Origin of the sequence: Streptomyces sp. NPDC048258 (assembly GCF_043201995.1) — a bacterium.
Taxonomy (GTDB): domain Bacteria; phylum Actinomycetota; class Actinomycetes; order Streptomycetales; family Streptomycetaceae; genus Streptomyces.
The window spans coordinates 1-25,172 of record NZ_JBICZH010000036.1; the positions used below are offsets into that span (position 1 = coordinate 1).

Below are 25,172 nucleotides of genomic sequence, written 5' to 3' on the forward strand. Positions count from 1 at the left end.
GGAAGACGATGGGACGGACGGGAAACCCCCAGACCTACTCTGATGCCGAGTGAGGGGCTCCCGGCAAATCCGAAGCCACCGGCCCACCTCCCTGACGCCGCCCAGTTGAGGTCCCGCCCCCGAAGCCCCGCCGCGCCCCGCCCGCTGTCAGTGGGATCGCATACCGTTTCGACATGAAGCCGCTGAGGATCATTGCCGGGGATGCCACGAGTCCGCAGGCCAAGGGGCCCAAGGTCATTGCCCATGTCTGCAACGACCTCGGGGGGTGGGGGAAGGGCTTCGTGCTGGCCGTTTCGAAGCGGTGGCCCGAGCCGGAGGCCGCGTACCGGGCCTGGCACCGGGGGCGCAGCGGGAACGACTTCGGGCTCGGGGCCGTGCAACTGGTGCGGGTGCAGCCCGATGTGTGGGTGGCCAACATGGTCGGCCAGCGCGGGATACGCACCGGGAGCGGGGGGCCGCCGATCCGGTACGACGCCGTGGAGCGTTGCCTCGACGCGTTGGCCGGGCACGCCGTCGAGCTGGGGGCATCCGTTCACATGCCGCGCATCGGCTGCGGGCTGGCGGGCGGGACGTGGTCCCGTATCGAGCCGCTGATCACGGACGCGTTGTGCGCGCGCGACGTGGAGGTGACCGTCTACGACCGAGGGTGAGCCGTGGCAGCATCGGCCCATGCGCTACCGCTACGCCACCGAGTCCGACGCGCCCGCCATGGCCGCACTCTTCGCAGCCAACCACCGTGACGCGCTGACACCGGAGCAGCGCGCCCGGCAGGGCTTCGTACAGGGCACGTTCGATGCCGGCACGCTGCGCGCCATGGCTGGGGCGGGGGAGCTCCTCGTCGCGGACGACGAGGGCCGGGTCGCCGGGCTGCTGGCCCTGTCGGTGGCCGAGGACATGGCCGAGCCGCCGCCTGCGGTCGCGGGACTGCTCCAGGCCCAGGACGTGCTGGAGTGGCAGGGCCGCCCGCTGAGCGAGACCCGCTGGCTGCTCTACGGCCCGGTGGTCGTCGACGCCGCCTACCGCGGCCATGGCGTGGCCCGGGGCCTGTTCGCCATGGCCGTCGCGGAGGCGGCCGGCCGCGCGGAGGCGGTGGTGGCCTTCATCGAGGCCGGGAACCTGCCGTCCTGGCGGGTGCACGTGGAAGGCTTCGGCATGATCCCGCTGGGCGACTACGTCGTCGCGGGCCGCACCTACAGCGCGGTGGCGGTTGCCGCCGCCTGACCGCCGAGGAACGCCCCCCAGGCCTCGGCCGCTACCGCGAACCGGGGGCCGGCCTCGCCGAGCTTGGAGTCCCGGACGTGGACGGTGTGGGGGCAGGTGGCCACCTCCACGCAGGCGCCGCCCTGGCCGTCGCTGTACGTCGACTTGCGCCAGTCCAGGGCGACTTCGATGCAGTTGCTGCCCTGGCTGTCGCTGTAACTGGACTTGAACCACGTCAGATCGTTGCTCATAGCTCCTCCGCGAGCTTCTTGATGAACTCCGCCGACTCTGCCGTGCTGAGGGCGTTCATGCGGATCATGCCATGGGTCTGAGTGAGGGTGCTGACCTTGTCGGGGTGGGAATACATCGCACTGGTTTCCTGACCTTCGGCCCATGCCCACATCTGGTGTTCGGGCGTTTCCAGGAGGACGAGTGGGCCGAGGAGAGCCACTCCGCAGGCCCGCCCGGTGGGGAGGGCCTGGACGAATACGTTGCGTAGATCGCTCAGCTCCAGCAAGTGGTCGAGCTGACGTCGCATGACCTCCGTGCCGCCGACCTCCGCGCGCAGGGCGGCCTCCGCGATGATGAAACCGTAGACCGTCTTGATCCGACGGGCCATGACCTCCTGGCGCCTGAGGCGCTTCGCGACGCGTTCCTCGACCGTCTCGTCGTCCAGTGGGGGAGACGCGCCACCCATCAACGCCCGCATGTACTCCTCGGTCTGAAGAAGACCAGGCACGAGCAGTGGCTCATAGTTGTTGAAGGCGACGCACTCCGCCTCCGCCGCCATGAACTCCTCCGACCGTTTCGGGAACGGCTCCGGCTTCATGTACTCAGCGACAGCCGCCAGTTTCCCGCCCGCGCCGAACATCTGGTCCGCGACCTGGAGGAGTCGCATCGTGGGCCGCCTGCGGCCCAGTTCCATCGACTTGACCGTCTCCGCGTCGTAGTTCGCCTCCGCGCCCAGTTCCTCCCGGGTCTTGCCCGCCTCGGTGCGCCACAGCTTGACCTGGTTGCCGCCGTACCGCCATGCCTCGGTCATCGCCCCGCTCCTCCCCTTACACCGGTACCGCGCGTGTACAACCGACCCCCGTCTACGCACAGTTACTCGCCCGGCCCATACCCCCGCCGCCACCGTATGGACCATGGATCACCCCATCGAGTGGCGCTACCCCCGCGCGCCCATCAGCGTCCCCCGCGCCCGTGCCCGTTTCGCCGCTCAGGCGCGTGAGTGGAAGCTGCCCGACGAGACCACCGAGACGGCCGTGCTGCTGCTCAGCGAACTCATGGCCAATGCCTGCTGGCATGCCCGGGTGCCCGCCGGGCGGGAGGTGTGGGTGCGGTGCGGGTTCGTGGCGGGGGAGCGGCTGCGGGTGGAAGTGCTCGATGCCGGGCGGGAGTTGCCTGTGCCGCGCGTGGCCCGGCCGCTGGACGAGTCGGGGCGGGGGCTCGGGATCGTGGAGGCGCTGGCCGGGAACTGGGGGGCCTACCCGAGGGAGTGCGGGATCGGGAAGGTGGTGTGGTTCGAGCTTGCCCCGCCGTCGAGCTGAACGCGGCGGCGGGGGCGGGGCTCAGGCCGCCGTGACCCTGGCCGCGAAGGCGTCCAGGTTGTCGGACATGCGCGCGAGGCGCTCGTCCAGGGTCAGGGACTCCTCGTACCGGCCGGCGCGCAGTTTCGGCTGCCGCTTGCCGCGTACGTACAGGGGGCAGGCGAGGTCCGCGCAGACGTAGATGCCGACCGTGTTGCCGTCACGCCCCCGGGCGCCTGCCAGCGGGGCGGCGAGCAGGGTGACCCCGGAGGACGCGTGGCCGGTCAGGCAGATCTGGCAGAGGCTGGACTTCACCGCGCTGGTGCGGTTCACGGAGGGCACGCGCAGCGAGATGCCCACCGGGTCCTCGGACCCGGGCAGTACGAGATGGGCCCGCAGCGGCGCGCCCGGGTCCACCCAGCCGAGGAAGTCCAGGTCCTCCCAGGGCAGTTCGGTGAAGTCGAGCGGCAGGCGCAGGCGCGCCGCCTCGCCCTTGGTGCAGTTCACGAAGGATGAGCGGATTTGCTTCTCGGTGAGTGGTTCCACGGGCGTCGACCCTACGTGCGCCCTGACCAGCCCGCATCCCAATAAAGCGGGTATGCAGTAACCATTCCTCAGCGCTGCAGGATGACCAGCGGGATCTCGCGCGGCCTGGCGGACACCTGGTCGTCCTCGTACGGGGGCCACAGGGCCGTCATCATGTCCCAGTACGTGTCCCGCTCCGTCGGCGTGGCCGTGTGCGCCGTGGCCTTGAAGGTGCTCGCGCCGACCTGGACGCGGGTCTCCGGGTGGGCGGTGAGGTTCTCGTACCAGGCCGGGTGGTCCGGGGCGCCGTAGGCCGAGGCCAGGACGATGAGGCGGGCCGTGTCCCGGTCCTCGCCGTAGATCAGCGGGGTGCGGACGGTGCGGCCGGTGGCGCGGGAGACCGTGGTGAGCAGCAGGGTGGGGACCCCGTGCCACAGGTGGCCGTCGGCGCCCGCCGAGGTCACGTACGCGCGGACGTGGTCGAGCTGTGGGCCGGGTCTGGGGTCCGTGGGGTGGTCCCAGTCGACGTCGAGAGCGTGCATTCACCTGTCCTTAGGGTTGTGGCCCCCGGACGGCTAACGAGCATTCACCGGCTCTGGATGCGGTCCGACGCGGCCGTGCCCCGCCCCGTTTCCCGGATACGACCCCGGCCCGGGGGGCGACCCCGGGCCGGGGTGTCAGCAGCATGCGTACGGAGCGTTACGGAAGGTAGCGCTCGATGACCTGCGGGCCCTCCTTCTCGATCAGCAGGCGCGCCTTCTCGACCAGCTCCGGAGTCAGGTCGTGGCCGGTCGCCATCACGAGGTCCTCGGGGTCGTACGGCCGTTCCCCGCCCGTGAAGAGCCGGTCCGACCGTGTGGGCTGCTGGTCCGATTCACTGTCCATCGCGTACCTCCTCCGGTACCCCCTGGCCCCCATCCTCCGGCGGCGGCCCCATGAACGCACGTCGGCCGGGACGAGCCGCCGCCCGACCGCCGACGGCCGCGGCTCAGCTCCCGACGGCCGCCAGCGCCCCGGCGGCGACCAGGACGCCGCAGATCCCCAGGTTCACGGCCTTGTGCTCCCAGAACACCGCGACGAACTCGCGGATCGTGGCCGTCGGCCAGAAGTACCGGGCCGTGGGCGAGCCGAGCACCTGCCCGTTGACCCCGGTCTTGCGGGCCATCATCGCGGCCCGGAAGGCGTGGAAGTTGTTGGTGACGACCACGCACCGGTAGCCCGGGTCGTCAGCCAGCATCAGCTCCCGGCTGAACCGCATGTTCTCCTCGGTCGTGCGGGACCGGTCCTCCAGCGTGACGTGCTCGGCCGGCACGCCCTGCGCGATCAGCCAGTCCGCCATCGCGCGCGCCTCGGAGACCTTCTCGTCCGAGCCCTTGCCGCCCGAGACGAGCAGCACCGGCGGCCGGCCGCCCCGGGCCAGCTGGGCCTCGTAGATCTCCTGTCCCTTGCGCAGCCGCGAGGCCAGCAGCGGCGGCACCCGGTCCCCGCCGAGCAGGCCCGAGCCGAGCATGACCACGTGGTCGACGTCGCCGCGCACCTTGATCCGGCCGTAGAGGAAGGCGTAGCCGAGGAAGCACAGGAAGACGAAGGAGACGTACGCGACGACCGCGACGAGGGTCGCCACGATGCCCGCGAGGACCACGGAGCCGGACAGGCCGACGACGAACAGCAGGGCGATCATCGCGAAGATCCCGAGGCCCGCGAGCAGCGACAGCAGGTTGGGCAGGCGGGTGCCCTCCTTGCGGACCATGGTCATGCCGTTGGCGACGAGGAAGACGCCGAGCGCCACCAGGCCGAGCGTGGGCACGGCGAGGACCACCAGCAGGACGGCGGTGGCCAGCCAGCCCGGCAGCGCCTTCACCTGGAGGAGCAGTCCGAAGGAGAGGAAGACGAGCGTCAGGCCGAGGAGTACGGCGTTGCGGAAGCGGCGGCGGTCGTTGCGGGCACTGAGGCAGAAGGCGAGGAAGAGCAGCGCGGCAAGTGCGAGGGGGACCATGCCTTTTATCGTAAATGTCACCCGGGAGGGGGAGTCGGGGTCCGACGTACCGACCGTCCCGCCAGGACGTCGGTGCGCCGCCCGTCCCGCAGGACGAAGCGCCCGTCGATCAGGACGTGCGGGATGCCGGTGGGCAGGGCGCGCGGGTTCTCGTACGTGGATCCGGCCGCGACCGTGTCCGGGTCGAAGAGGACCAGGTCGGCGCGGTGGCCGACGCGGACCAGGCCCCGGTCGGGCAGGCGCAGGCGGGCCGCCGGGCGGCCGGAGAGGTGCGCGACGCACTCCTCCAGCGAGAGCACCCCGAGTTCGCGCACGTAGTGGCCGAGGTAGTGCGGGAAGGTGCCGTAGGCGCGCGGGTGCGGCTTCGCGCCCTGGAGGATCCCGTCGGAACCGCCGGTGTGGACGCGGTGACGCATGATTGCGCGGACGTTCTCCTCGTGGCCGACGTGCTGGAGGACCGCCGGCGCGAGCCGGTCGCCGAGCAGCAGCCGCCGGGCCGTGTCCCAGCCGTCCAGGCGCGTGCCGACGTACCGGCCGTACGCGGGGTCGGTGACGCCCGAGATCTCGATCGTCGACCAGTCGACGGGGACCCCGTGGCAGCCGTCGGCGCCGGTGACCTCCAGCGCGTACCGGATCCGCTCGGCGGTGGCGTCGTCGCGCAGCCGGGCGAGGACCGCCTGCGGGCCGCCCTCGTTCGCCCAACTGGGCAGCAGGGCGACGAGGGTGGTGCAGCCGGGGGTGTACGGATAGCTGTCCAGGGTGATGTCGCAGCCCTCGGCCAGGGCCGCGTCCAGCAGGGCCAGCAGCTCGGGGGCCCGGCCCCGGTTCGCGCCGAAGTTCATGGTGGCGTGCGCGAGGTGCAGGGCGCAGCCGGCCTGCCGGGTCAGCTCGACCATCTCGGTGTAGGCGGCGAGTGCGCCGTGGCCGTACGAGCGGTGGTGGGGGCAGTAGTAGCCGCCGTACTCCGCCACCACGCGGCACAGCTCGGTCAGTTCGGCGCCGGAGGCGTACATGCCGGGGGTGTAGGTCAGGCCGGACGACAGGCCGACGGCGCCCTGGGCCAGGCCGTCGGCGACCAGCTGCCGCATCCGGTCCAGCTCGGCTTCCGTCGCGGGCCGGTCGTCCCAGCCCAGGGCGTACGCGCGGACCGTGCCCTGGGGGACGAGGTACGCAGCGTTGACGGCGATCCCCTGACCGTCGTGGGCCCGGTCCAGGCGGTCGAGGTACTCGCCGACCGTGCGCCAGTCGAAGTCGATGTCGTCCCCGGCACCGTTCCAGCCCGCGATGGCGGCCCGTACCTCGCCCAGGGTGCGGTCGTCGGCGGGCGCGTACGACAGGCCGTCCTGGCCGAGGACTTCGAGGGTCACGCCCTGGGCGGCCTTCGCGCTGTGGTCCGGGTCGCGGAGCAGGGCGAGGTCGCTGTGGGCGTGCATGTCGACGAAGCCGGGGGCGAGGGCCAGGCCGTGGGCGTCGAGGGTCCTGCGGCCCCCGCCGGGGATGCGGCCGATCTCGGCGATCCGGCCCTCGTGCACGCCGACGTCGGCGGTGTACGAGGGCCCGCCCGTGCCGTCGACGACACGGGCCCCGCGGATGACCAGGTCCACGGGCGTGGCCTAGAAGAAGGTGCGGACGTAGTCGCTGACGGTGCCGTCCGACTCCACCACCGGGATCAGCGGCCACTTCTCGAAGATCGTGCAGGGGTGGGCCATGCCGAGGGAGAGCCAGTCGCCGACCTCCAGCGCGGTGGCGTCGGCGTCCGTCTCGATCCAGGCGTGCTGGTCGGACAGCTTGGCCACCCGGATGCCGGTCGCGGCGCGCTCGACGCCGTCGCGGGCGCTGCGCACGGTGAGCACTTCGGGCAGGCCCAGGTCGTACGCGATGTCGCGCTTGCCGGCGTTGATGAAGGCCTGGCCGGGGGTGGGGCGGGAGACGACCTGGGTCCACAGCCGGAAGGCGGGGAGCAGGCCGCCCTCTTCGGGGACGCGGTTGAAGGGGGTCAGGCCCGAGTACCAGCCGTGGTCGTGGGAGACGTACGCCCCGGAGCGCAGCAGCGGCAGGACGGGCAGCGACAGCTCCGGGATCTCGGCGAAGACCTCGGCGACGGCGTCGAACCATTCGCTGCCGCCGGCGCTGACGATGACCTCGTCCAGGCCGGTGCCGGTGAAGAGGCCCTGCTTGTCGAGGTCGGCGGCGAGCGCGGTGAGGCGGCGCAGCCAGGCGCGGACGCTGTCGGCGTCGGCGCCGGGCATGGTGGCCTCGTAGCCGGCCACACCGGCCAGGCGCAGGGCGGGGGACGCGGCGACGGCCTCGGCGACGGCCTGGCATTCGGCGTCGGTACGGAGCCCGGTACGGCCTTCGGCGCCGGCGCCGAGTTCGAGGACGACGTCGATGGTGGCGGTGCGGCCTTCCAGGGCGGCGTCCATCAGCTCGACCCCGCGGACGGAGTCGACGTAGCAGACGAACCGGAAGTCGGGGTCGGCGGCGAGCTCGTCGGCGACCCAGCGGAGGGCGGGCGCGTCCACGAGCTCGTTGGCCAGGAAGATCGTCCGGATGCCGAAGGCGCGGCAGACGCGGGCCTGGTGGGGCATGGCGACGGTGATGCCCCACGCGCCGTGGTCCAGCTGGCGCCGGAAGAGCTGCGGGGCCATGCAGGTCTTGCCGTGGGGCGCGAAGGCGAGGGCGTGGCGGGCGGCGTACGTGCCGAGGGCGGTGAGGTTGTGCTCCAGCGCGTCCGCGTCGAGGGTCAGGACGGGGGTGGTGAAACCGCCGGTGTGCAGGTCGCGGCGCTGGGCGGCGAGTCCGCCGACGGTCAGGCCGGCGGTCTGGGCGTCCGGGGGGAGGCCCTTGAACCGGTGGTCGACCGGTTCGTCGGCGAGGTCCTTGACGGGGTCGCTGGCCATGCGGTGCCCTCCCGGGGGGTTGCGCTGTATGCAACGGTCGTTGCGTATGCCGCTGCGTGCTGTCTAACATCCCGGGTGACGGTGGGTCAACGTGCGGCGCCGCCGGGCGCAGGCCGGACCGGTGCGGCGCCGCTGCTGGGGCTCCGCCAGTGGGGCTCCGCCGGAGCAGCCGGACTGGTGCGGCGCCGTTGCTGGGGCTCCGCCCCAGACCCCGCGCCTCAAACGCCGGCGGGGCTGGATTTGGCCGGTGCCGTCCCAGGAGTGGGCGCAGCACAACTCTGAGCCCTGCGGGCTGGGTTGCCCGCAGGGCAATTCCAGCCCCGCCGGCGTTTGAGGCGCGAGGCCGGGGCGCGGAAGGACGTGGTGCTCAGCCACATCCAGCCTCGCCGGCGTTTGAGGCGCGGGTCCGGGCGGAGCCCGGGAGGCGGACCGTACGACAAGGGAGGCGCACCGCATGAGCCAGTCCGTGGAACGGGCGCTCGGGATCCTGCCGTTGCTGGCCAAGGGGCCGGCCGGGCTCGGGGCGGTCGCCGACGAGCTCGGCGTGCACAAGAGCACCGCGCTGCGCCTCCTGCGCACCCTGCACGCGCACGGCTTCGTGTACCGGCAGCCCGACGGCCGCTACCGGCTCGGCGCCCAGCTGTTCGCGCTCGCCGCCGAGGCCGTCGAGAACCTCGATGTCCGGGAGATCGCGCACCCGCACCTCGTCGAGCTGAACAAGGCCACCGGCCACACCGTCCACCTCGCCCTCCTCCAGGACGACGAGGTCGTGTACATCGACAAGGTCGACAGCCGCTACCCGGTCCGCATGTACTCCCGCATCGGCAAGCCCGTGCCCCTCACCGTCGCCGCCGTCGCCAAGCTGCTCCTCGCCGACCTCCCCGAGGCCGAGCGCAGGAGCCTCGCCGAGCGGATCGAGTACCCGCGGTACACCGCCCGTTCCACCCCGGACGCCGCCGCGTTCCTCCGCGAGCTGGACCTCGTACGGGAGCAGGGCTGGGCCAGCGACCTCGGGGGGCACGAGGAGTCCGTCAACTGCCTCGGCGCGCCCGTGTACGGGCCCGACGGGCGGGTCGCCGCCGCGCTGTCCGTCTCCGCGCCCAGTGTGGTGGTCACCGCCGACGGGCTGCTCGAACTGCTGCCGCTCGTACTCCGTACCGCTCACGCCATCAGCCAGGACTATTCCGGAACAGGACCACAGGAGGCCACCCCGTGACCGACAAGACCGCCATCACCCCCGGCACCCACACCACCCCGCCCGCGAAGTTCTCGCACGGCGTGCGCAAGGGCAACATCCTTCAGGTCGCCGGGCAGGTCGGCTTCCTCCCGCACGTCGACGGGCAGCCGCCCACCCCCGCCGGGCCGACGCTGCGCGAGCAGACCCTCCAGACGCTGGAGAACGTCCGCTCCGTACTGGAGGCCGGCGGCGCGGGCTGGGACGACGTGATGATGATCCGCGTCTACCTGACGGACACGGGCCACTTCGGCGAGATGAACGAGATCTACAACGCCTACTTCGAGGAGCAGGGCCTCAAGGAGGCCCCCGCCGCCCGGACCACCGTGTACGTCGGGCTGCCGGCCGGTCTGCTCATCGAGATCGACGCGCTCGCGGTGCTCTCCTGAGCGGCGCGTGGCCGGTCACCAGGGCCAGTTGGCGCCCAGCCAGGCGCCGCCGGCGGTGACGAGAGCGGAGCCCAGCCAGCCGATCAGCCGGGCCGGGCGGCGGGCCAGGCTCATCTGGAAGGAGCCGACGCGCAGTTCGAAGTAGGGGCGGCGCGGGGGCGTGGACGGTGCCATGGCTGAACTCCTTCGCGGAGCGGTCCGCGCCCTGTGCGCGCGGACCGGTGGAGCAGCAGGCCATCACGGCCGGGCCCGGCGCTGCGCATTTCCGGAAGGGGGAAGTCCGTTCCGGACGGGGCGGGTTCTGTCCGGGACGCGACCCGCACCCTCCGGACGTCCGGGAAAATCGGCGGCATGACGGACTCATGGCGCCGGTTCCGCTCGGATCTGCGGGAGTTGAAGGAAGCGTCCGGTATGAACCTCCGGACGATCGGGGAAGCGGCCGGGGCGGCGGACGCCTTCCTGCCCAAGTCGACCGTGCACGGCCTGCTGGAGGAGGCGGACAAGAGGGCCGGGAAGGACTGCACCGGACAGCTGGAGGACCTGGTCGAGATCCTGGTGGCGCACACCGCGCACGATGATCCGGCCGCCGCGCCCTGGCGGGACCGGGCGGCCTGGCAGCGTCGTTGGGAGGCACTCGACGACGCCGGACGCGGCGGCACCCTGCCCGACGGGCGGACCGGCGGAGCGCTCGGCTGGGACGGTCCCTTGGGGAAGCTCGGACTGGGCGCCGACACCGAGGCCGCCTGGCTGAAGGGCCCCCGCCTGTCCCGGATCGCCGCCGTCATCGGCGAACTCCAGGCGCTGGGCCTGTACCGCCAGGCCCACGGCGTCGCGGGGGAACTCCTGCGCTGCGCCGAGGGGACGCTCGCACCGCACGACCCCGGGATGCTGGCCGGCCGGCACGTGGCCGCGTACTGGACCGGGGAGGCGGGGGAAGTGCGCACGGCGCGCGACCTGACCGCCAGCCTGCTGGCCGATTGCCGTGCGGCGCTCGGCGAGGAGCACCCGCTCAGCCGGCTCGCCGGGCTCCGCCTCGCCGCCTGGACGACCGCCGCGGGCAACCCGGCCGAGGGGCGTCGGCTCTACCGCGGGCTCGCCCGGGGCGGCCCCGGCGACAGGATCACCTTGCTCGCCCGCCTCGGCGGGGTCCGCGCCGCCCTGCTGACCGGTGAGGGCGAGGAAGCGATGGACCGGCTGTCGCGCCTGCTGCCCGACCTCGAAGCGGAGTACGCGGAGCACCACCCCGTCGTGCTGGGAGCCCGGCTCCTCCAGGCGCAGGCCCACCGCATCGCCGGACGGGCGGCGTACAGCCTCGACCTGCTGGAGGGGCTCGTCGCCGACGCCACCGCGCACCTCGACCGGGCGCACCCGCTGACCCTGCACATCCGCGGCCGGCACGCCAACACCGTCTGGGCCAACGGACACCAGCAGCGGGCGCTCGAACTGGCCGAGGAAGCGTACGCCGATGCCGTCCGCGTCGTCGGCGCGGAGCATCCCGACACCCTGTTCGCGGGCAACGCGCTGGCCATCATCCTCGCCGGTCTCGACACGGACGCAGCCGCGGAGATGTTCCGGCATTTGTACGAGCGGGCCGGGGACGTGTCGGGCGTGGAGCACTCCCTCACGCTGGCGATCGGGCACAACCTGGCCGTGGTGGTGCAACGGAACGATCCGCAGGCGGCCCGGCAGCTGTACGAAGAGGTCCGGGAGGCGCAGACGCGCGTGCTCGGCGCGGAGCACCCAGAGACGCTCCTCACCAGGATGAACATCGCCCTCGCCGTGCTGGCGTTCGAAGGGGCCGAGGTGGCCGGGCCGCTCTTCGAAGAGGTCCACTGCGCGCGCGTACGGGTGCTGGGGTACGCGCATCCCGACACCGAGTACACCCGCGGCTTCCTCGTGCCCGGGAACCCGGAGCCGGAGCCGGAGCCGGAGCTGGCCCCGGACCCGGAGCACTGAGCGGGGCGCCCCCCTGGCGGTGGGGCGCCCCGGTTCACACAGGGACTAGGCGCAGTACTGGGCTTCCTTGCCGATCGAGCGGTACATGCAGTCCGCGTTCTCCAGCAGCTGGAGCACCGCGTCCTTGTTGCGCGCCGTCTCGCGGTCGATCACCTCGTCGGGCGGGTAGAAGCCGCCGCCGCCCGAGCTCGCCGGGTACATCTCGAAGGTGTAGGAGAAGATCTTCTGGTTGCCCCACAGCCAGTCGTCGATCGTGCCGTCGGTGATGTACAGGTCGCTCGACTGCTCCGGGGTGTAGCCGTTGCTGGCCGCCATGCTGGTGCCGATCTTCTTGTAGACGGCGAGGTCGTCCGCGGTCAGGCCGGGCGCGGTGTCGTTGTAGGTGTACCCGAAGGGCCACAGGACCAGCTCGCTGTACGTGTGGAAGTCGATCGCGGCCGTGATCTGCTGCTTGCCGCCGACGACCCGGCTGCGTACGAAGTCGGAGACCACCTTCACCTCGGGGGCCGACTCGGCGGCCGCACCGCGGTAGGTCTCCGAGCTCTTGCTGCCGCTGGAGCCGCCGCAGCAGCCCCACTTGTAGTTCCAGTTCCGGTTCTCGTCCGTGCCGACGTACGAGGAACCGGAGTTGGGCTGGCGGTTCTTGCGCCAGGAGCGGTAGGAGCCGGTGGCGATGTCGTACTCGCCGCCGTCCGGGTTGAGGTCCGGGATGATCCAGATCTCGCGGCCGTTGACCGCGTTGGTGATCCGGGATTCGGTGCCGTACTTCGAGCCGAACTCCTTGAGCAGGTACAGGGCCATTTCCACGGTCAGGTGCTCGCGGGCGTGCTGGTGGTGCGTGAAGAGCACCTCGGGCTCGGCCTCGTCGGTGGCGACGTTGTCGCTGATCTTGATCGCGATGAGGTCGCGGCCCTGGTACGACTTCCCGATCACCCGCTTGCTCATGATCCCGGGGTACTGGGCGATGCGCTGGTCGATCTCCGCGTTCGCCTCGGCGTAGTTGTGGTACTTGGAGTCCGCCGAGGGGAAGTCCATCGTGCCGGCCGCGATCCCGGGCAGGGAGCGGTCCGGGGGGCCGGGCAGGGCGGTGAGCTGGTAGCCGAGCGCGCGCAGGTTCTTGGCCTGCATGGTGTCGGCGCTGACCACGACAGTGTGGTCGTCCACCTCGTCGATCGACACGCCCGTGCGGAGCAGGGCGGTGCGGTCGGTGGCGGTGGACGGGCCGTGGATCCGGTACTGGACGATCGCCTCGTCCTGGGTGGCGGTGGACGGCGTGGGCGGTGGCGATGCCGTCGCGCTCATGCCGTAGGCGGGTGCGCCGAGGGCGAGAGCCAGCAGGGCCGCCGTGACGGCGGCCCTCCGGCGGGTGTTGAGCCGCATGCGTTCTCCTGGGTGGGGAGTGTGGGGGTAGCCGTGCGGACGCGCACAGCGTGCTCTCGTGGCATGTTCCGGTCAAGGACCCGCTGTGTCCGCCGAACCGAAACCGGCCACCCCCACACACCTACCGCCTACGGGAGGCCGTGGACCTTCGGACCCACCGCGTTGGACCAAGCGCTACCCGCCTTGGCGTCCCAGTTCGTCGACCAGGTCATCGCGCCGCGCAGACCGGGGTAGGTCTTCGACGGCTTGAAGGACCCGCAGCTCGTGCCCCTGGTCAGGCAGTCCAGGGCGTTGTTCACGATGGTCGGGGAGACGTAGCCGCTGCCCGCCCCGCTCGGCGAGGCCGGGACCCCGATGCCCACCTGGGAGGGGTCGAGGCCGCCCTCCAGCTGGATGCAGGCCAGCGCGGTGAGGAAGTCCACCGAGCCCTGGGAGTAGACGTTGCCGTCGCAGCCGTTCATCGAGCCGCTGTTGTAGTACTGCATGTTGACGACGGTGAGGATGTCCTTGATGTTCAGCGCCGTCTTGAAGTAGCCGCCCTGCGTGGACTGCATGTCGATGGTCTGCGGGGCCATGGTGATGACGAGCGAGGAGCCCGCCTTCGCGGACAGCGCGCGCAGCGCCTGCGTCATGTAGGTCGGGTTGAGGCCGTTCTCCAGGTCGATGTCGATGCCGGAGAAGCCGTACTCCTGCATCAGCGCGTACGCCGAGTTCGCGAGGTTGTTCGCGGAGGCGGAGTCGTTGACCGAGATGGTGCCCTTCTCGCCGCCGATGGAGAGGATGACCGACTTGCCGGCCGCCTTCTTCGCGGCGATGTCCGACTTGAACTGGGCGACGGTGTAGCCGCCGAGGCCGGCCGAGTCGAGGTTGAAGGTGATGGCGCCCGGCGTGGTCGTGGCGTCGGCGAAGGAGACGGCGATGATGTCGTACTGGGGGGAGACGTCGGAGATCTTCTGGACCGTCGCGCCGTTGTTGAAGTTCTGCCAGTAGCCGGTCAGCGCGTGCTTGGGGACGGCCGGGTTCGGGTTCGGGTTGCCGCCGCCGGTCGTGGTGCCGGTGACGCTTGCGGACTTGGGGCCCTCGCCCGCCGCGTTGTACGCGCTCACCTGGAAGGAGTACGAGGTCGAGGCCGCGAGCCCGGTGATCTGGGCGGAGGTCCCGGACGCGGTCCGCACGCGGGTGCCGTCCTGATACACGTAATAGCCGGTGGCGCCGCTGACCGCGTTCCACGAAAGGGTGAGCCCGCTCGCGCTCTGGCCGGAAACGGCGGTCCCGGCGGGGGCGCCCGGGACGCTCGGGCCGGGATCGGTGCCACCGCCGCCGTCCGGGCCGAACACGCTGAACTCGTCGACGACGTACGCGGGCTGGCCGTACCAGCCGTGTGTGTAGACGGTGACCTGGGTGGTGCTCGGGCCGGTGGTGAAGGTGGTGGAGAGCTTCTGCCAGCCCGCGCCCGAGCCGGGGGTCCAGGTGGACACGTCCTGGGTGCCGGTCCCGGTCGCGCCGAGGTACACGTAACTGCCCTGGACCTGCGTGCTGAGCGTGTACGTCGAGTTCGGCTTGACCGTGACGGTCTGGCTGCAGCGGGCGTTGTCCTGGCCCGCCGGGGTGGCCCTGAGGGCGCCGGCTCCGGCGTAGACCGGCGAGGAGACGGAAGCGCCGCTTCCGCCGGAACAGGACCAGTTGGCGAGTCCGGACTCGAAGCCGCCGTTGCGGGCGACGTTGACGTCCGCGGCCGCCGCGGTACCGGCGGCGAGGGCGGTGAGGCCGCCCGCGGTGAGGGTGGCGGCGCCGAGGAGGGCGAGGGAGCGTATGCGGTTCACGTGGGCTCCGGTGGGGGGAGGAAGGGGATGAGGGCATGGCGAGGGGAAGGGGGGAGAAGGAGGGGCGTGTGGGGTCGCCCCGGAAAAACGTTCCGGCGGAGCCAAGTTGGTCCAGACCAATCCCGGTGTCAAGAGTCTTTGCAATGTGGCTGGAAATGGCCGACAGTCCGATCCTTGTTGTCCGGGTTTCCCGCCACCTGTGACACGTGCCGACGGCGCGGGAATTCCCAAGGCCCTGCCCCGCCGGCGAGGACGCGGATATGGTGCTGGGGCAAGGGGGGAAGGGCGTCGATCGTTTGCGGTCGCGCAGTGTGTGCGTGTGCGCGACGGCTCCGCGAACGGCCGTGGTGCACGGGGTGAACGGGGGGATTCGCGTGCCGACCGCCATCGCTGTCACCAGCGCCGATCTCGTACTCCCGGCTCCTGACCGGCACACGCCCGGGGCCGCCGTACTGCACCCGCCCGAGCAGCTCGACCTGGAGGGCGCGCTCGCCGAGACCAGCGCCCTGCTGGAGCGCCACGGCCATCTCGTGGCCGTCGTACCGCCCTGGCTCCCGCGCTCCACCGTCCAGCGGCTGCACACCGTACGCGCGATCCTCGAAACCGACCGGATCGCGCTCCTCGGCGTCGATCTGCCGCCCCTGGGCACCGCCCTGCTGGTACGTCAGCTGCGCCAGCTGAGCGTCTGCGACTTCAGCCCCGGAGTCGTCGCCTCCGCGGCGCGGCTGCTGTCCCACTACATCTACGCGGGCGCCCTGCTGGGCTCGGTCGCCAAACTCGACCGGGTCCCGGTCGGGCTCAAGGCGCACGCCAGGTCGTGGTCGCCCAGCGCGCAGTTCGCCGTACTCGCCCATCCGACGCCGCACCTGGCGAAGCTGGGGGCCGCCGGGGCGCCCGGGGGCGCGGCCGTCCTGCCCGCCGGACCCGAGTTCGCCACCCACCTCACCTTCGCCCGCGGCCAGCTCACCTCCGACTGGGTCGCGGCCGAACTCGCCTCCGCCTGGCAGGTGCAGGGCGTCATGGAGAACCCGCTGCCGGCCGACTCACCCGGCTGGTGGGGCACCCCCAAGCTCGTCGAGTTCGCCGCCGGGATCCCGGACCTGTCCGTGCTCTACCAGCTGGTCGCGTCGGTCCGCCGCGAGGAGTGCCGCTGGTGCGGCCTCGAACTCATCGGCGACCGCTGCGGCTTCTGCGCCGCACCCCTGAGCGCACCGCCCCCGCCGGCCGCACCGGCGAGCACCGCCCGATCCAGACCCTGACCGACCGACACATCGACGAACGAAGAACGGCGAGGTACTCCGGCTCATGAACTCACGCCAGCGCCGCGGCGTCATTCTGCTGCTCCTGTCGGTCCTGTGCGCCCTGGGGGCCTTCGCCGGAGTCCTCGTGGTGATCGGCGACGTCAACTCCAAGGTCGGCTCCGAGGTCGTCGCGTACCGCGCCAAGGGCGACATCGCGCCGTACAGCCCGCTGTCCGCCGGGCAGTTCGAGGAGGTCAGGATCCCGAAGCGGTGGCTGTCGGAGACCGCCGTCACCGACCTCGGCGCGCTCCGGGACAAGATCGCGCTGACCACCCTGAAGAAGGGCTCGCTGCTCCAGGCGGACATGTTCGTCGACCGGCCGCAGCTCCAGCCCGGCGAGCAGGAGATCGCCATCATGATCGACGCGGCCACGGGCGTGGCCGGCAAGATCACCTCCGGCGCGAAGGTCAACATCATCGCCACCTTCAAGGGCGCCAAGGACACCGAACCCTCGCGGTCGGTGATCATCGTTGCCAACGCCCGGGTGCTGGGCGTCGGCAAGCTCACCGCCCTCGACAAGGACAGCGACCGCAAGGGGCCCGCCGAGGCCGTCCCGATCACCTTCGCCCTGAACACCAAGGACACCCAGCGCGTCGCGTACGCCGAGTCCTTCGCGGAGCACGTACGCCTGGCCCTGGTGGCACCCGGCACCGACTCGGCGCCCGGCCCGAGCGACCGTACGTACACCCTCGACGGGGACAAGTGAGGCGCGCATGACCACCCGAATCCTCCCCGCGGCCGGCGACCCGGACGCCGCGCGCGTCATCGTGACCCTGCTCAGCCAGCTCCCGGCCTCGGAACCGGCCGCCCCGGTCCCCGACTCCACCACTCTCCTGGACACCCTGGCCCGCCTCGCCGCCGAGTCGATCGACGAACTCCCCGAGGTCGTCCTCGTCCACGAGCGGATCGGCCCGGTGCCCGCCCTGGAGCTCATCCGCGAGGTGGCCCTGCGCTTCCCGGCGGTGGGCGTCGTCCTGGTCTCCTCGGACGCCGGACCGGCCCTCTTCTCCGCCGCGATGGACTCGGGCGCGCGGGGCCTGATCGGCCTTCCGCTCTCGTACGAGGAACTCGCCGCGCGGGTCCAGGCCGCCGCCCAGTGGTCCGTGGGCGTACGCCGCCACCTGGGGCGGGGAGCGGCCGAGTCCCTCACGGCCGGGCCCGGCGGCCGGGTGGTCACGGTCACCGGGGCCAAGGGGGGCGTGGGCACCACCTTCACCGCCGTGCAGTTCGCGCTGGCCGCGGCCGCCTCGGGACGGCGTACCGCCCTGGTCGACATGGACCTCCAGGCGGGCGACGTGGGCTCGTACCTCGACGTGCAGTTCCGGCGCTCCATCGCCGACCTCGCCGGGATCCAGGACATCTCGCCGCGGGTGCTCCAGGACGCGGTGTACGACGACCGGACGGGGCTGGCACTGCTGCTGGCCCCGGCCGACGGCGAGCGGGGCGAGGAGGTCGACGAGCGGGCGGCCCGGCACGTCATCGGCGCCCTGCGCGGCCGCTACGAACTCGTCGTCATCGACTGCGGAACCCAGGTGACGGGCGCCAACGCCGCCGCGGTGGAGACGGCGGACGTGGCGGTGCTGGTCACCACTCCGGACGTGGTCGCGGTGCGGGCGGCCAAGCGGATGGTCCGGATGTGGGAGCGGCTCCAGGTGCGCAAGGCGGAGGACACCGCGATGGTCGTCAACCGCTGGAGCAAGCACACCGAGATCCAGCCCGCCCTCATCGAGAAGATCACCAAGACCCGCGCCACCCGCACCCCCGTCCCGGCGGCCTTCAAGGAACTCCAGGCCGTGGTGGACGCGGGCCGGGTCCAGGACCTGGACAACCGCTCCACGGTCAAGCAGGCCCTGTGGACCCTGGCGGGCGAACTGGGCCTCCTGGCCGCCCCGGAGAACGCCGCCGCCCCGGCGGCCGTTTCCTCCCCGGGCGCCTCACTGGCGGTCCGCGCCTCGGGCCCGGTGGCCCGGCTGCGCCGAGGCCGGGAGGGCTGACCCATGCCGTCGCGGAGACCGCGGGACGAGGGCCAGGTGGCGATCGAGTTCGTCGGCACGGTGCCGCTGATCCTGCTGCTCGTGGCGGCGGTGTGGGAGTGCGTGCTGATCGGCTACGCGTTCTCGCTGGCGGGCAACGCGGCGGACGAGGGGGCTCGGGCGGGGGCGGTGACGGGGGACCGCGGAGTCTGCGAGGCGGCGGCGGGGAAGCACATCTCGGGCGCGTGGGGCATGACGGCGGAGTGCGGTGCTTCGGGCGACATCTACAAGGCGACCGTGAAGCTCAAGATTCCCGTCCTCCATCCCGGGCTCAACTTCGGCGAGATCACGGGCACGGGCGGCGCGGCGATGGAGAAGGAGTGACATGAACCGGCACCGGAAGTGGCGCTCCGATCGAGGCCAAGTGGCCATCGAGTACATCGGCTTCGTGCCGATCCTGCTGTTCGTCGCGCTGTGCGGGATCCAGCTGGGCTGGGTGGCGTACTCGGAGGAGCAGGCGGGCACGGCGGCCCGTACCGCCGCGCGCGTCGAGGCCCGGAAGGGCGCTGGCGGCGAGGCAGCCGGCCGGGCCGCCATCAGCGGGGGCCTGGCCTCGACCGCGCGCTTCGAATGGTCCAACACGAACGACGTCGTCAGCGTGAAGGTCATCCTCACCGCCAACTCCATCGTGCCCGGACTCGACGCACACGAGGCGTCGGCAACGGCAGTCATGCCCAACGACGACCCGAAGGTGACCGGACCATGAGCCTGCGTTCCCGGGTCAACACCCCCGACGACCGGCACAGTCCGCGCGAGGACGGCCGGCTGGTCTCCTCGTACCGCGCGAAGCTGCTGGAGGAGATCGACCTCGCCGAGATGTCCGCGCTCGCGCCCGCCGAGCGCCGGGCCCGCCTGGAGCGCGTGCTCGGCCACATCATCAGCCGCGAAGGGCCCGTCCTCTCCACCGTCGAGCGCGCGCAGCTGATCCGCCGCGTCGTCGACGAGGCCCTCGGGCTCGGCGTGCTCGAACCGCTCCTCGAAGACCCCTCGATCTCCGAGATCATGGTCAACGGCCCCGACCAGATCTTCGTGGAGCGGGCCGGCCGCGTCGAGCAGCTGCCGCTGCGCTTCGCCTCGCACGAGCAGCTGATGCAGACGATCGAGCGCATCGTCTCCACGGTCAACCGCCGTGTGGACGAGGCCAATCCGATGGTCGACGCCCGGCTGCCCAGCGGCGAGCGCGTCAACGTCATCATCCCGCCGCTCTCGCTGACCGGCGCCACCCTCACGATCCGCCGCTTCCCGCGGGCCTTCACCCTGCACGAGATGATCGCCCTCGGCTCGCTCGACGAGCAGATGCTCCTGCTGCTGTCCGGTCTCGTCGCGGCGAAGATGAACCTGATCGTCTCGGGCGCCACCGGCACCGGCAAGACGACCCTCCTCAACGCGCTCTCCGGCCTGATCCCGGAGGGCGAGCGCATCATCACCATCGAGGACTCGGCCGAACTCCAGCTCCAGCAGGCGCACGTCATCCGCCTGGAGTCCCGCCCGGCGAACGTCGAGGGCAAGGGCCAGATCACCATCCGCGACCTCGTACGCAACTCCCTGCGCATGCGCCCCGACCGCATCATCGTCGGCGAGGTGCGCGGCGGGGAGACGCTCGACATGCTCCAGGCGATGTCCACCGGTCACGACGGCTCCCTCGCCACCGTGCACGCCAACAGCTCCGCGGACGCCCTGATGCGCCTGCAGACCCTCGCCTCCATGTCGGAGGTCGAGATCCCCTTCGAGGCGCTCCAGGACCAGATCAACAGCGCCGTCAACGTCATCGTGCAGCTCACCCGCTTCGGCGACGGCTCGCGCCGCATCACGGAGATCTCCATCCTCGAATCGCACGGCCGCGAGCCCTTCCGGATCACGACGGTCTGCCGTTTCGTGCCCCAGCCGATGGGCGCGGACGGGCGGGTGTACGGCTTCTTCGAGTACTACCCGCTGCCCCGCCCCATCGCGGACCGGCTCTACATGAACAACCAGCCGATCCCGCAGGCCTTCGGGGTCGCGCTGCCGGACGACCCCCTCACCGCCCGCATCACCCGGACCGCCCTGTGAATCCACTCATCCTCCTCACCCTCGGCGCCACGCTGCTGGCCTGCGTACTCGTGATCCTCGGCGTGCACGCGTACATGGCGGGCCGCGCGCAGCGGGCCGCCCTCATCGAACGCCTCTCGGCCACCGGGGCACCGCCCCCGGCGGGCCGGCGGCGCCGCTTCCCCGGCGTCGACCGGCGGCTGCGGAGGACGACGCTCGGCCGCCGCATCGAGATCAAGCTGGCGACTACGGGTCTGGACCTGACGCCGGGCGAGTTCTTCGTCTACATGCTGGTGGCGGTCGCGGGCATCTGGCTGATCGCGGCCTCGTTCCTGGCCCCGTTCTTCGGCCCGGTGGCGGGCCTGATCGGGCTGTGGGCGGCGAACGCCTTCCTCAACTGGCAGCGGACCCGCCGTACGGAGCGGTTCATCAACCAGCTCCCCGAGCTGGCGCGGATCCTGGCCAACGCCACCCAGGCCGGGCTGGCCCTCCGTACGGCCATCGGCCTGGCGGCCGAGGAGCTGGAGGCCCCGGCGGGGGAGGAACTCGCGCGCGTCGCCGACCGCCTCGCCGTCGGCCACTCCATCGAGGAGTCCCTGGGCGAACTCACCGAACGGCTGCCTTCGCGGGAACTGGTCGTCCTCGTCTCCACGCTCGTCCTGTCCGCCCGCGCGGGCGGCACGATCGTGGAGAGCCTGCGCAACCTCACCGTGACGCTGGAGCAGCGGAAGGAGACCCGCCGGGAGATCCGTACGCAGCTGTCCCAGGTGACGGTGACGGCGTACCTCGTCCCGGCCATCGGCCTCGGCTCCCTGCTGCTGGTGGACATGATGATGCCGGGCGCGCTGGACCGGATGACGGGAGCCTTCATCGGGCAGACCGCGGTCCTGGTCGCGCTCGGGCTCTTCACGCTCGGCTTCGTCCTGATCCGCCGCCTGTCCAAGATCGACGTGTGAGGGGGCTGCCGGCGTGATCGCTCTTCTCCTGGCCGTGCTCGTGGCGGTGTCCGTCCTCGGCGCATTCCACGGCGTGCGGCTCTACCGGGCCGACGTCAAACTGCCGACCGACCTCGCCCTGGCGCTGGAGGTCGGCGCGACCCGTACGACGGCGGTCGGCTCGCTCGTGGACCGGATGGGCATCCGCTGGGCCCCGCTGGTACTGCGCCTGATGGGTCCGAAGCAGGTGGCCCGCAAGCGCCGCCAGATCGACATGGCGGGCAACCCGGCCGGCCTCACGATCGACCGCTACGCGGCGCGGCGCGCGGTGTACGCCCTGCTCGGCGCCCTCGGCGCCTTCTCGATGCTGATCAACGGGCAGCTCGTACCGGCCCTGCTGATGGTCGCCTTCGGCCTGTTCTGGATCGAGGTGGGCCTCTGGTCGGCGATCCGGGTCCGCCGCGACCACATCGAGCGGACCCTGCCGGACTTCCTCGACGTGCTCGCGGTCGTGGTGAGCGCGGGGCTCGGCTTCCGGCAGGCGCTGGACCGGGTGGCGCACAAGTACGAGGGCCCGTGGGCGGACGAGATCCGCATCACCTTGCAGCAGATGGACATGGGCGTCAGCCGCCGCCAGGCCTTCGACGAGCTGCGGCGGCGCAACGACAGCGAACAGGTCGCGCAGTTCGTGACGGCGTTGCAACAAGGCGAGGAACTCGGCTCCCCGATCGTGGACACCCTCATCGCGATCGCCGAGGACATGCGGCGTACGGACGCGCAGAACGCCCGCCGGCGCGCGGCCCGGGCCGTCCCGAAGGCCACGTTCGCCGTCACCATGTTCATGCTGCCCGGCACGCTGATCCTGCTCGTCTGCGGCTTCGTCTACGGGGCGAACGTCGACTTCGGCGCGATGCTCGGGGGCGGGTGAGCCATGGCACCGGCACGACTGAGCGTGCTCATCGCCGATGACAACCCGGTCATCAGGGCGGGCCTGGCGGCCATCCTGTGCGAGGCGGAGGACATCGAGGTCATAGCGCAGGCGGCGGACGGCCGCGAGGCGCTGAGCCTGACCCGTCGGCACGCTCCGGACGTGATCCTGCTGGACGTCCGGATGCCGGGGGTGGACGGGATCTCCGCGCTGCCGCACCTGGTGCAGCTGGCTCCCGTACTGATGCTGACGTACAGCACGGAAGCCGAAATCATCCGGGAAGCCCTGCTGTTGGGGGCCGGGGGCTACCTCGTACACGGCGAGTTCACGGCCGACACCCTGCTCAGCGCGATCCGCGACGCCCCCGAGGGCCGCCCGCACTTCACCCCGACGGCGGCGAGCGCCCTGCTCGCCGAGCTGAGGTCCTCTTCGCAACAGCAACGAACTGTGGCACCCTCTTCTGAGCGGTTGAACAACTCTCTTGTTTTCGGGCTGAGTTCGCGGGAGGTGGAGGTCATGGATCTCATCGCATCCGGGATGAACAACCAGCAGATCGCCGCCACCTGCTTCATCAGCGAGAAGACGGTCAAGAACCACATCAACCGCATCTTCGCCAAACTCCACAGCACCACCCGCAGCGAGGCCATAGCCCGCTGGCTGGGAACCGCCCGTCCAGGAGTGACCGGTCATGGGTAGACGGAGTGCGCAATGGGTCCGTATTTGGGCCCCGGGACCCTTGGTCACGAGAGGTAACTCACCGTACCGTCCGCAAATCGACACCGGTACCGGCCCGGGAGGGGACCCCCATGTTGCAGAACACCCTGGCGAGGATGCGGAAGCGCTACGCGGGCACAGACGCGAGAGATCGCGGCCAGACGGCGTTCGAGTACCTGGGGATCATCCTGGTGGTGGTGGTCATCATCGGGGCGATCGTGGGCACGGGCATCGGCCAGACCATCACCGCCAAGATCACGGCACAGATCGCCGCGATCACTGCCGGCAAGTGACGGACGATGGCACTCTGAACGATCGAGGGCAGGCCTTCCCCATCTACATCGTGGTGGTGGCGGGGCTGCTCTTTGCTGCGTTGGCCTTCTTCGTCGTTGGGCAAGCTTCGACGGTACGGAGCGACGCACAAGGTGCCGCTGATGCTGCAGCACTGGCTGCGGCTCGTGATGCCAGGGACCACCTAGGGCCGGGCGTTGATCTCCTCACCCTCAAGCCAGAGGGCTGGAAGAAGGTGCTCGACGGCTTGCTCTTGGACGCGGACGGTGCCTGCGGGGCAGCCCAGACGTTCGCCGCGAAAAACGCTGCGACGGCCGTCTGCGAACCTGCCTTGCCGCGATTCACGGTTGAGGTCAAGACCACAGGAACCGTTGGTAACTCTGTGGTCCCGGGGGTCAGCGGTCAGCACGGTACAGCCGATGCCACGGCGATCATCGAACCGCGCTGCCATTTGAGCGCAGTGGTCGTCGAACCCTCGTCCTCACCTTCACCTTCATCTTCGGCCTCACCCTCGCCCTCGCCCAGTGGTGAGGAGAAGCCCACTTCGGTCGAGATCAAGTGCAAGGGCGGAGCGGTCATCAAGTTCAATCCTGCGAAACCCGAGCCCTGGAGCACCTTGGCGAGGAAACTTTTCGCCGTGCGACTGGTCGACTGACAAACGAACAACAGAGTAAGGAAGCGGCGTAGATGAGCATGCGGCACATGGTGAAGGTCCGCGGGGGAGCGGCCGTAGCGGTTGCGGCGGTCTTGACCCTCATGCTGGCCGGATGTGGTGGTGATGGTGACGGAAAGTCGAAGGAGCCGCAGAAGTCTGCTGAGGCCAAGCCGCAAGGTAGCGCTCCTCAGGAACCGGCCCCCAGCGGCAGCGCGAGCTCGGCGCCGTCACAAACCCTGGCTGTTGTGAACGGTGAGGATGGCATGGTGATGACGGTCAACTCGGCGACTCGTGATGCGGGTGGGTTCCTGACCATCAGTGGCCAGTTGAAGAATGGTGGGGCTACCGACTATGTGAAGACATCGGCTTGGAGGGGTAACGAGCTCACGCAGAGTGGGACATCGATCGCTGGAGTGACCGTGATCGACAAGGCGGGCAAGAAGCGCTACTACGTGCTGCGGGACACGGATGGCAGGTGCTTGTGCACCACAGGTATCGCCCTCATTGAGCACGGCGCAACCATCCCCTTCTTTGCCCAGTTCCCGGCGCCGCCTACGAGTACCACCGAGGTCGACTTCACACTCCCCACCTTTGCCACGGCGACCATCAAGATCTCCGGGTGACCCCATGACAAAACATCACCGCACCGCCGCCGCAACCGCCGTCGCCGGGCTCGTCATCGCAGGGGCCCATCTCATCGGCGCGACCAGCGCCCACGCCGACGGCGTCAAGCCGTCCGTACCCCCAGGCGCAGAGCCATCCGCATCCGCGCCCGTGCCCATCGACTCCAGCTCGCCCGGGCTGAAGATCCCGCAGGGCGGGACCCTCGCGCCGATCAAGGTGCTCGACATCGCCGAGGTCGTCGAAGACCTCGGTGGGGAGCAGCGGCGGCAGGAGACCAATCAGACCGTCATGATGGCGCTGCAGTCCGAGGTCCTCTTCCCCGAGAACAGCGCCGTGTTCAACGCCCAGGCCGCGGCCCGGATACAGGCCATCGCCAGCGAGATCAACACGCAGAAGGCGACCCGCGTCCGGGTCTTCGGGTTCACCGATGACCAGGGCAGCTACGAGCACGGCAAGGAGCTGTCCAAGCAGCGTGCCGATGCCGTGCAGGCGGAGCTGGCGAAGACCGTCACCAACCCGGGCGTCGTCTTCGACGTGCGCGGGTACAGCGAGGACTACCCGATCGCCGACAACAGCACCGAGGAAGGCCGCAAGAAGAACCGCCGCGTCGAGATCACCTTCCCCCGTAGCGCGGGCGGCTGAATCCCAGTCGGCCAGGAGGGTGATGTCACCCCGTATCCGTGAGGAAGGCCAGGACCGGGCTCGATCAGTGGATCACGAGCCGGGGCGGG

30 protein-coding genes are annotated in these 25,172 nt (G+C 71.0%); 19 read left to right on the forward strand and 11 right to left on the reverse strand.

Annotation, left to right across the window (positions count from 1 at the left end; all coding sequences use genetic code 11):
• Positions 1–173: 173 nt before the first annotated feature.
• Together ACGFYQ_RS39310 and ACGFYQ_RS39315 are read left to right on the forward strand one after the other, a co-directional pair.
• Positions 174–650, forward strand: coding sequence for a macro domain-containing protein (locus ACGFYQ_RS39310; RefSeq protein WP_393751740.1), 477 nt, complete (start codon positions 174–176; stop codon positions 648–650).
• A gap of 19 nt (positions 651–669) precedes the next feature.
• Complete coding sequence (locus ACGFYQ_RS39315; RefSeq protein ID WP_393751742.1) at positions 670–1,221, forward strand: GNAT family N-acetyltransferase; 552 nt, start codon at positions 670–672, stop codon at positions 1,219–1,221.
• On the opposite strand, the gene ACGFYQ_RS39320 is transcribed toward ACGFYQ_RS39315, so the two are convergent.
• Entirely contained in the window at positions 1,191–1,451 is a 261-nt protein-coding gene (locus ACGFYQ_RS39320) for a DUF397 domain-containing protein (protein WP_393751744.1), read from the reverse strand. The two genes, ACGFYQ_RS39315 and ACGFYQ_RS39320, sit on opposite strands and share 31 nt — an antisense overlap.
• The gene (locus ACGFYQ_RS39325) at positions 1,448–2,242 is read right to left on the reverse strand and encodes a Scr1 family TA system antitoxin-like transcriptional regulator (protein ID WP_393751746.1); all 795 of its coding nucleotides are present in this window, start codon (positions 2,240–2,242) and stop codon (positions 1,448–1,450) included. The genes ACGFYQ_RS39320 and ACGFYQ_RS39325 overlap by 4 nt, the downstream gene beginning before the upstream one ends.
• 103 nt (positions 2,243–2,345) lie before the next feature.
• Between ACGFYQ_RS39325 and ACGFYQ_RS39330 the strand changes: the two genes are divergently transcribed.
• Positions 2,346–2,750 carry an ATP-binding protein gene (locus ACGFYQ_RS39330; protein WP_393751748.1) on the forward strand — a complete coding sequence of 135 codons (405 nt, stop codon included), beginning with the start codon at positions 2,346–2,348 and terminating at the stop codon, positions 2,748–2,750.
• 21 nt (positions 2,751–2,771) lie between these two features.
• Here the strand turns inward: ACGFYQ_RS39330 and ACGFYQ_RS39335 are convergent, their stop codons facing one another.
• The 6 genes from ACGFYQ_RS39335 to ACGFYQ_RS39360 all read right to left on the reverse strand — a co-directional run bounded on the left by ACGFYQ_RS39335 (position 2,772) and on the right by ACGFYQ_RS39360 (position 8,150).
• Positions 2,772–3,275, reverse strand: a complete 504-nt coding sequence (locus ACGFYQ_RS39335) for an FBP domain-containing protein (RefSeq protein ID WP_393751750.1) — start codon at positions 3,273–3,275, stop codon at positions 2,772–2,774.
• A 68-nt stretch (positions 3,276–3,343) separates the two neighbouring features.
• Positions 3,344–3,796: a nitroreductase/quinone reductase family protein gene (locus ACGFYQ_RS39340; RefSeq protein WP_393751752.1), complete on the reverse strand. Its 453-nt coding sequence runs from the start codon at positions 3,794–3,796 to the stop codon at positions 3,344–3,346.
• Between the two features lie 157 nt (positions 3,797–3,953).
• Positions 3,954–4,139, reverse strand: coding sequence for a hypothetical protein (locus ACGFYQ_RS39345; protein WP_393751754.1), 186 nt, complete (start codon positions 4,137–4,139; stop codon positions 3,954–3,956).
• A 103-nt stretch (positions 4,140–4,242) separates the two neighbouring features.
• Positions 4,243–5,250 carry a YdcF family protein gene (locus ACGFYQ_RS39350; protein ID WP_393751756.1) on the reverse strand — a complete coding sequence of 336 codons (1,008 nt, stop codon included), beginning with the start codon at positions 5,248–5,250 and terminating at the stop codon, positions 4,243–4,245.
• A gap of 17 nt (positions 5,251–5,267) precedes the next feature.
• Positions 5,268–6,854, reverse strand: a complete 1,587-nt coding sequence (locus tag ACGFYQ_RS39355; RefSeq protein WP_393751758.1) for an amidohydrolase family protein — start codon at positions 6,852–6,854, stop codon at positions 5,268–5,270.
• Between the two features lie 9 nt (positions 6,855–6,863).
• A complete protein-coding gene (locus ACGFYQ_RS39360) occupies positions 6,864–8,150 on the reverse strand; it encodes an amino acid deaminase (protein WP_393751760.1) in 1,287 nt (428 codons plus the stop codon).
• A gap of 454 nt (positions 8,151–8,604) precedes the next feature.
• On the opposite strand from ACGFYQ_RS39360, the gene ACGFYQ_RS39365 reads away from it, so the two are divergent.
• Positions 8,605–9,366, forward strand: coding sequence for an IclR family transcriptional regulator (locus tag ACGFYQ_RS39365; protein WP_393751762.1), 762 nt, complete (start codon positions 8,605–8,607; stop codon positions 9,364–9,366).
• Positions 9,363–9,773, forward strand: a complete 411-nt coding sequence (locus ACGFYQ_RS39370) for a RidA family protein (protein ID WP_393751764.1) — start codon at positions 9,363–9,365, stop codon at positions 9,771–9,773. Before ACGFYQ_RS39365 ends, ACGFYQ_RS39370 begins: the two co-directional genes overlap by 4 nt.
• A gap of 15 nt (positions 9,774–9,788) precedes the next feature.
• Here ACGFYQ_RS39370 and ACGFYQ_RS39375 read toward each other — a convergent pair whose 3' ends face one another.
• Entirely contained in the window at positions 9,789–9,947 is a 159-nt protein-coding gene (locus ACGFYQ_RS39375; RefSeq protein WP_393751766.1) for a hypothetical protein, read from the reverse strand.
• Positions 9,948–10,124: 177 nt separating this feature from the next.
• Between ACGFYQ_RS39375 and ACGFYQ_RS39380 the strand changes: the two genes are divergently transcribed.
• Positions 10,125–11,729: a tetratricopeptide repeat protein gene (locus ACGFYQ_RS39380; protein ID WP_393751768.1), complete on the forward strand. Its 1,605-nt coding sequence runs from the start codon at positions 10,125–10,127 to the stop codon at positions 11,727–11,729.
• A 45-nt stretch (positions 11,730–11,774) separates the two neighbouring features.
• Here the strand turns inward: ACGFYQ_RS39380 and ACGFYQ_RS39385 are convergent, their stop codons facing one another.
• Both ACGFYQ_RS39385 and ACGFYQ_RS39390 read right to left on the reverse strand, forming a co-directional pair.
• Positions 11,775–13,109, reverse strand: coding sequence for a M14 family metallopeptidase (locus ACGFYQ_RS39385; RefSeq protein WP_393751769.1), 1,335 nt, complete (start codon positions 13,107–13,109; stop codon positions 11,775–11,777).
• Positions 13,110–13,237: 128 nt separating this feature from the next.
• Positions 13,238–14,932: a chitinase gene (locus ACGFYQ_RS39390; RefSeq protein WP_393751771.1), complete on the reverse strand. Its 1,695-nt coding sequence runs from the start codon at positions 14,930–14,932 to the stop codon at positions 13,238–13,240.
• A 374-nt stretch (positions 14,933–15,306) separates the two neighbouring features.
• Here ACGFYQ_RS39390 and ACGFYQ_RS39395 point away from each other — a divergent pair, with 374 nt between their 5' ends.
• The 13 genes from ACGFYQ_RS39395 (at position 15,307) to ACGFYQ_RS39455 (ending at position 25,083) form a co-directional block, all read left to right on the forward strand.
• Positions 15,307–16,191 carry a hypothetical protein gene (locus ACGFYQ_RS39395; RefSeq protein WP_393751773.1) on the forward strand — a complete coding sequence of 295 codons (885 nt, stop codon included), beginning with the start codon at positions 15,307–15,309 and terminating at the stop codon, positions 16,189–16,191.
• Between the two features lie 46 nt (positions 16,192–16,237).
• Positions 16,238–16,939: a Flp pilus assembly protein CpaB gene (gene cpaB, locus ACGFYQ_RS39400; RefSeq protein WP_393751775.1), complete on the forward strand. Its 702-nt coding sequence runs from the start codon at positions 16,238–16,240 to the stop codon at positions 16,937–16,939.
• A gap of 7 nt (positions 16,940–16,946) precedes the next feature.
• Positions 16,947–18,227 carry a CpaE family protein gene (locus ACGFYQ_RS39405; RefSeq protein ID WP_393751777.1) on the forward strand — a complete coding sequence of 427 codons (1,281 nt, stop codon included), beginning with the start codon at positions 16,947–16,949 and terminating at the stop codon, positions 18,225–18,227.
• Between the two features lie 3 nt (positions 18,228–18,230).
• Entirely contained in the window at positions 18,231–18,590 is a 360-nt protein-coding gene (locus ACGFYQ_RS39410; protein WP_393751779.1) for a TadE family protein, read from the forward strand.
• A 1-nt stretch (position 18,591) separates the two neighbouring features.
• On the forward strand, positions 18,592–18,972 hold the full coding sequence (locus ACGFYQ_RS39415; RefSeq protein ID WP_393751781.1) for a TadE/TadG family type IV pilus assembly protein: 381 nt from the start codon (positions 18,592–18,594) through the stop codon (positions 18,970–18,972).
• Positions 18,969–20,315, forward strand: coding sequence for a CpaF family protein (locus ACGFYQ_RS39420; RefSeq protein WP_393751783.1), 1,347 nt, complete (start codon positions 18,969–18,971; stop codon positions 20,313–20,315). The genes ACGFYQ_RS39415 and ACGFYQ_RS39420 overlap by 4 nt, the downstream gene beginning before the upstream one ends.
• Positions 20,312–21,250 (forward strand): type II secretion system F family protein, encoded by a 939-nt coding sequence (locus ACGFYQ_RS39425; RefSeq protein WP_393751785.1) that lies wholly within the window; start codon positions 20,312–20,314, stop codon positions 21,248–21,250. Before ACGFYQ_RS39420 ends, ACGFYQ_RS39425 begins: the two co-directional genes overlap by 4 nt.
• A 16-nt stretch (positions 21,251–21,266) precedes the next feature.
• Positions 21,267–22,157 carry a DUF5936 domain-containing protein gene (locus ACGFYQ_RS39430; protein ID WP_393751823.1) on the forward strand — a complete coding sequence of 297 codons (891 nt, stop codon included), beginning with the start codon at positions 21,267–21,269 and terminating at the stop codon, positions 22,155–22,157.
• A gap of 3 nt (positions 22,158–22,160) precedes the next feature.
• Positions 22,161–22,853 carry a response regulator gene (locus tag ACGFYQ_RS39435; RefSeq protein WP_393751787.1) on the forward strand — a complete coding sequence of 231 codons (693 nt, stop codon included), beginning with the start codon at positions 22,161–22,163 and terminating at the stop codon, positions 22,851–22,853.
• A 110-nt stretch (positions 22,854–22,963) separates the two neighbouring features.
• Complete coding sequence (locus tag ACGFYQ_RS39440) at positions 22,964–23,164, forward strand: hypothetical protein (protein WP_393751789.1); 201 nt, start codon at positions 22,964–22,966, stop codon at positions 23,162–23,164.
• Entirely contained in the window at positions 23,161–23,817 is a 657-nt protein-coding gene (locus tag ACGFYQ_RS39445) for a pilus assembly protein TadG-related protein (protein ID WP_393751791.1), read from the forward strand. Before ACGFYQ_RS39440 ends, ACGFYQ_RS39445 begins: the two co-directional genes overlap by 4 nt.
• A 32-nt stretch (positions 23,818–23,849) precedes the next feature.
• Positions 23,850–24,440 (forward strand): hypothetical protein, encoded by a 591-nt coding sequence (locus ACGFYQ_RS39450; protein ID WP_393751793.1) that lies wholly within the window; start codon positions 23,850–23,852, stop codon positions 24,438–24,440.
• A 4-nt stretch (positions 24,441–24,444) separates the two neighbouring features.
• Positions 24,445–25,083 carry an OmpA family protein gene (locus tag ACGFYQ_RS39455; protein ID WP_393751795.1) on the forward strand — a complete coding sequence of 213 codons (639 nt, stop codon included), beginning with the start codon at positions 24,445–24,447 and terminating at the stop codon, positions 25,081–25,083.
• Positions 25,084–25,172: the final 89 nt, after the last annotated feature.

Coding starts and splice junctions, on each gene's coding strand:
- ACGFYQ_RS39310 (WP_393751740.1), top strand. CDS start 174: ATGAAGCCGCTGAGGATCATTGCCGGGGATGCCACGAGTCCGCAGGCC.
- ACGFYQ_RS39315 (WP_393751742.1), top strand. CDS start 670: ATGCGCTACCGCTACGCCACCGAGTCCGACGCGCCCGCCATGGCCGCA.
- ACGFYQ_RS39320 (WP_393751744.1), bottom strand. CDS start 1,451: ATGAGCAACGATCTGACGTGGTTCAAGTCCAGTTACAGCGACAGCCAG.
- ACGFYQ_RS39325 (WP_393751746.1), bottom strand. CDS start 2,242: ATGACCGAGGCATGGCGGTACGGCGGCAACCAGGTCAAGCTGTGGCGC.
- ACGFYQ_RS39330 (WP_393751748.1), top strand. CDS start 2,346: ATGGATCACCCCATCGAGTGGCGCTACCCCCGCGCGCCCATCAGCGTC.
- ACGFYQ_RS39340 (WP_393751752.1), bottom strand. CDS start 3,796: ATGCACGCTCTCGACGTCGACTGGGACCACCCCACGGACCCCAGACCC.
- ACGFYQ_RS39345 (WP_393751754.1), bottom strand. CDS start 4,139: ATGGACAGTGAATCGGACCAGCAGCCCACACGGTCGGACCGGCTCTTC.
- ACGFYQ_RS39350 (WP_393751756.1), bottom strand. CDS start 5,250: ATGGTCCCCCTCGCACTTGCCGCGCTGCTCTTCCTCGCCTTCTGCCTC.
- ACGFYQ_RS39360 (WP_393751760.1), bottom strand. CDS start 8,150: ATGGCCAGCGACCCCGTCAAGGACCTCGCCGACGAACCGGTCGACCAC.
- ACGFYQ_RS39365 (WP_393751762.1), top strand. CDS start 8,605: ATGAGCCAGTCCGTGGAACGGGCGCTCGGGATCCTGCCGTTGCTGGCC.
- ACGFYQ_RS39375 (WP_393751766.1), bottom strand. CDS start 9,947: ATGGCACCGTCCACGCCCCCGCGCCGCCCCTACTTCGAACTGCGCGTC.
- ACGFYQ_RS39380 (WP_393751768.1), top strand. CDS start 10,125: ATGACGGACTCATGGCGCCGGTTCCGCTCGGATCTGCGGGAGTTGAAG.
- ACGFYQ_RS39385 (WP_393751769.1), bottom strand. CDS start 13,109: ATGCGGCTCAACACCCGCCGGAGGGCCGCCGTCACGGCGGCCCTGCTG.
- cpaB (WP_393751775.1), top strand. CDS start 16,238: ATGAACTCACGCCAGCGCCGCGGCGTCATTCTGCTGCTCCTGTCGGTC.
- ACGFYQ_RS39405 (WP_393751777.1), top strand. CDS start 16,947: ATGACCACCCGAATCCTCCCCGCGGCCGGCGACCCGGACGCCGCGCGC.
- ACGFYQ_RS39410 (WP_393751779.1), top strand. CDS start 18,231: ATGCCGTCGCGGAGACCGCGGGACGAGGGCCAGGTGGCGATCGAGTTC.
- ACGFYQ_RS39415 (WP_393751781.1), top strand. CDS start 18,592: ATGAACCGGCACCGGAAGTGGCGCTCCGATCGAGGCCAAGTGGCCATC.
- ACGFYQ_RS39420 (WP_393751783.1), top strand. CDS start 18,969: ATGAGCCTGCGTTCCCGGGTCAACACCCCCGACGACCGGCACAGTCCG.
- ACGFYQ_RS39435 (WP_393751787.1), top strand. CDS start 22,161: ATGGCACCGGCACGACTGAGCGTGCTCATCGCCGATGACAACCCGGTC.
- ACGFYQ_RS39440 (WP_393751789.1), top strand. CDS start 22,964: ATGTTGCAGAACACCCTGGCGAGGATGCGGAAGCGCTACGCGGGCACA.
- ACGFYQ_RS39450 (WP_393751793.1), top strand. CDS start 23,850: ATGAGCATGCGGCACATGGTGAAGGTCCGCGGGGGAGCGGCCGTAGCG.
- ACGFYQ_RS39455 (WP_393751795.1), top strand. CDS start 24,445: ATGACAAAACATCACCGCACCGCCGCCGCAACCGCCGTCGCCGGGCTC.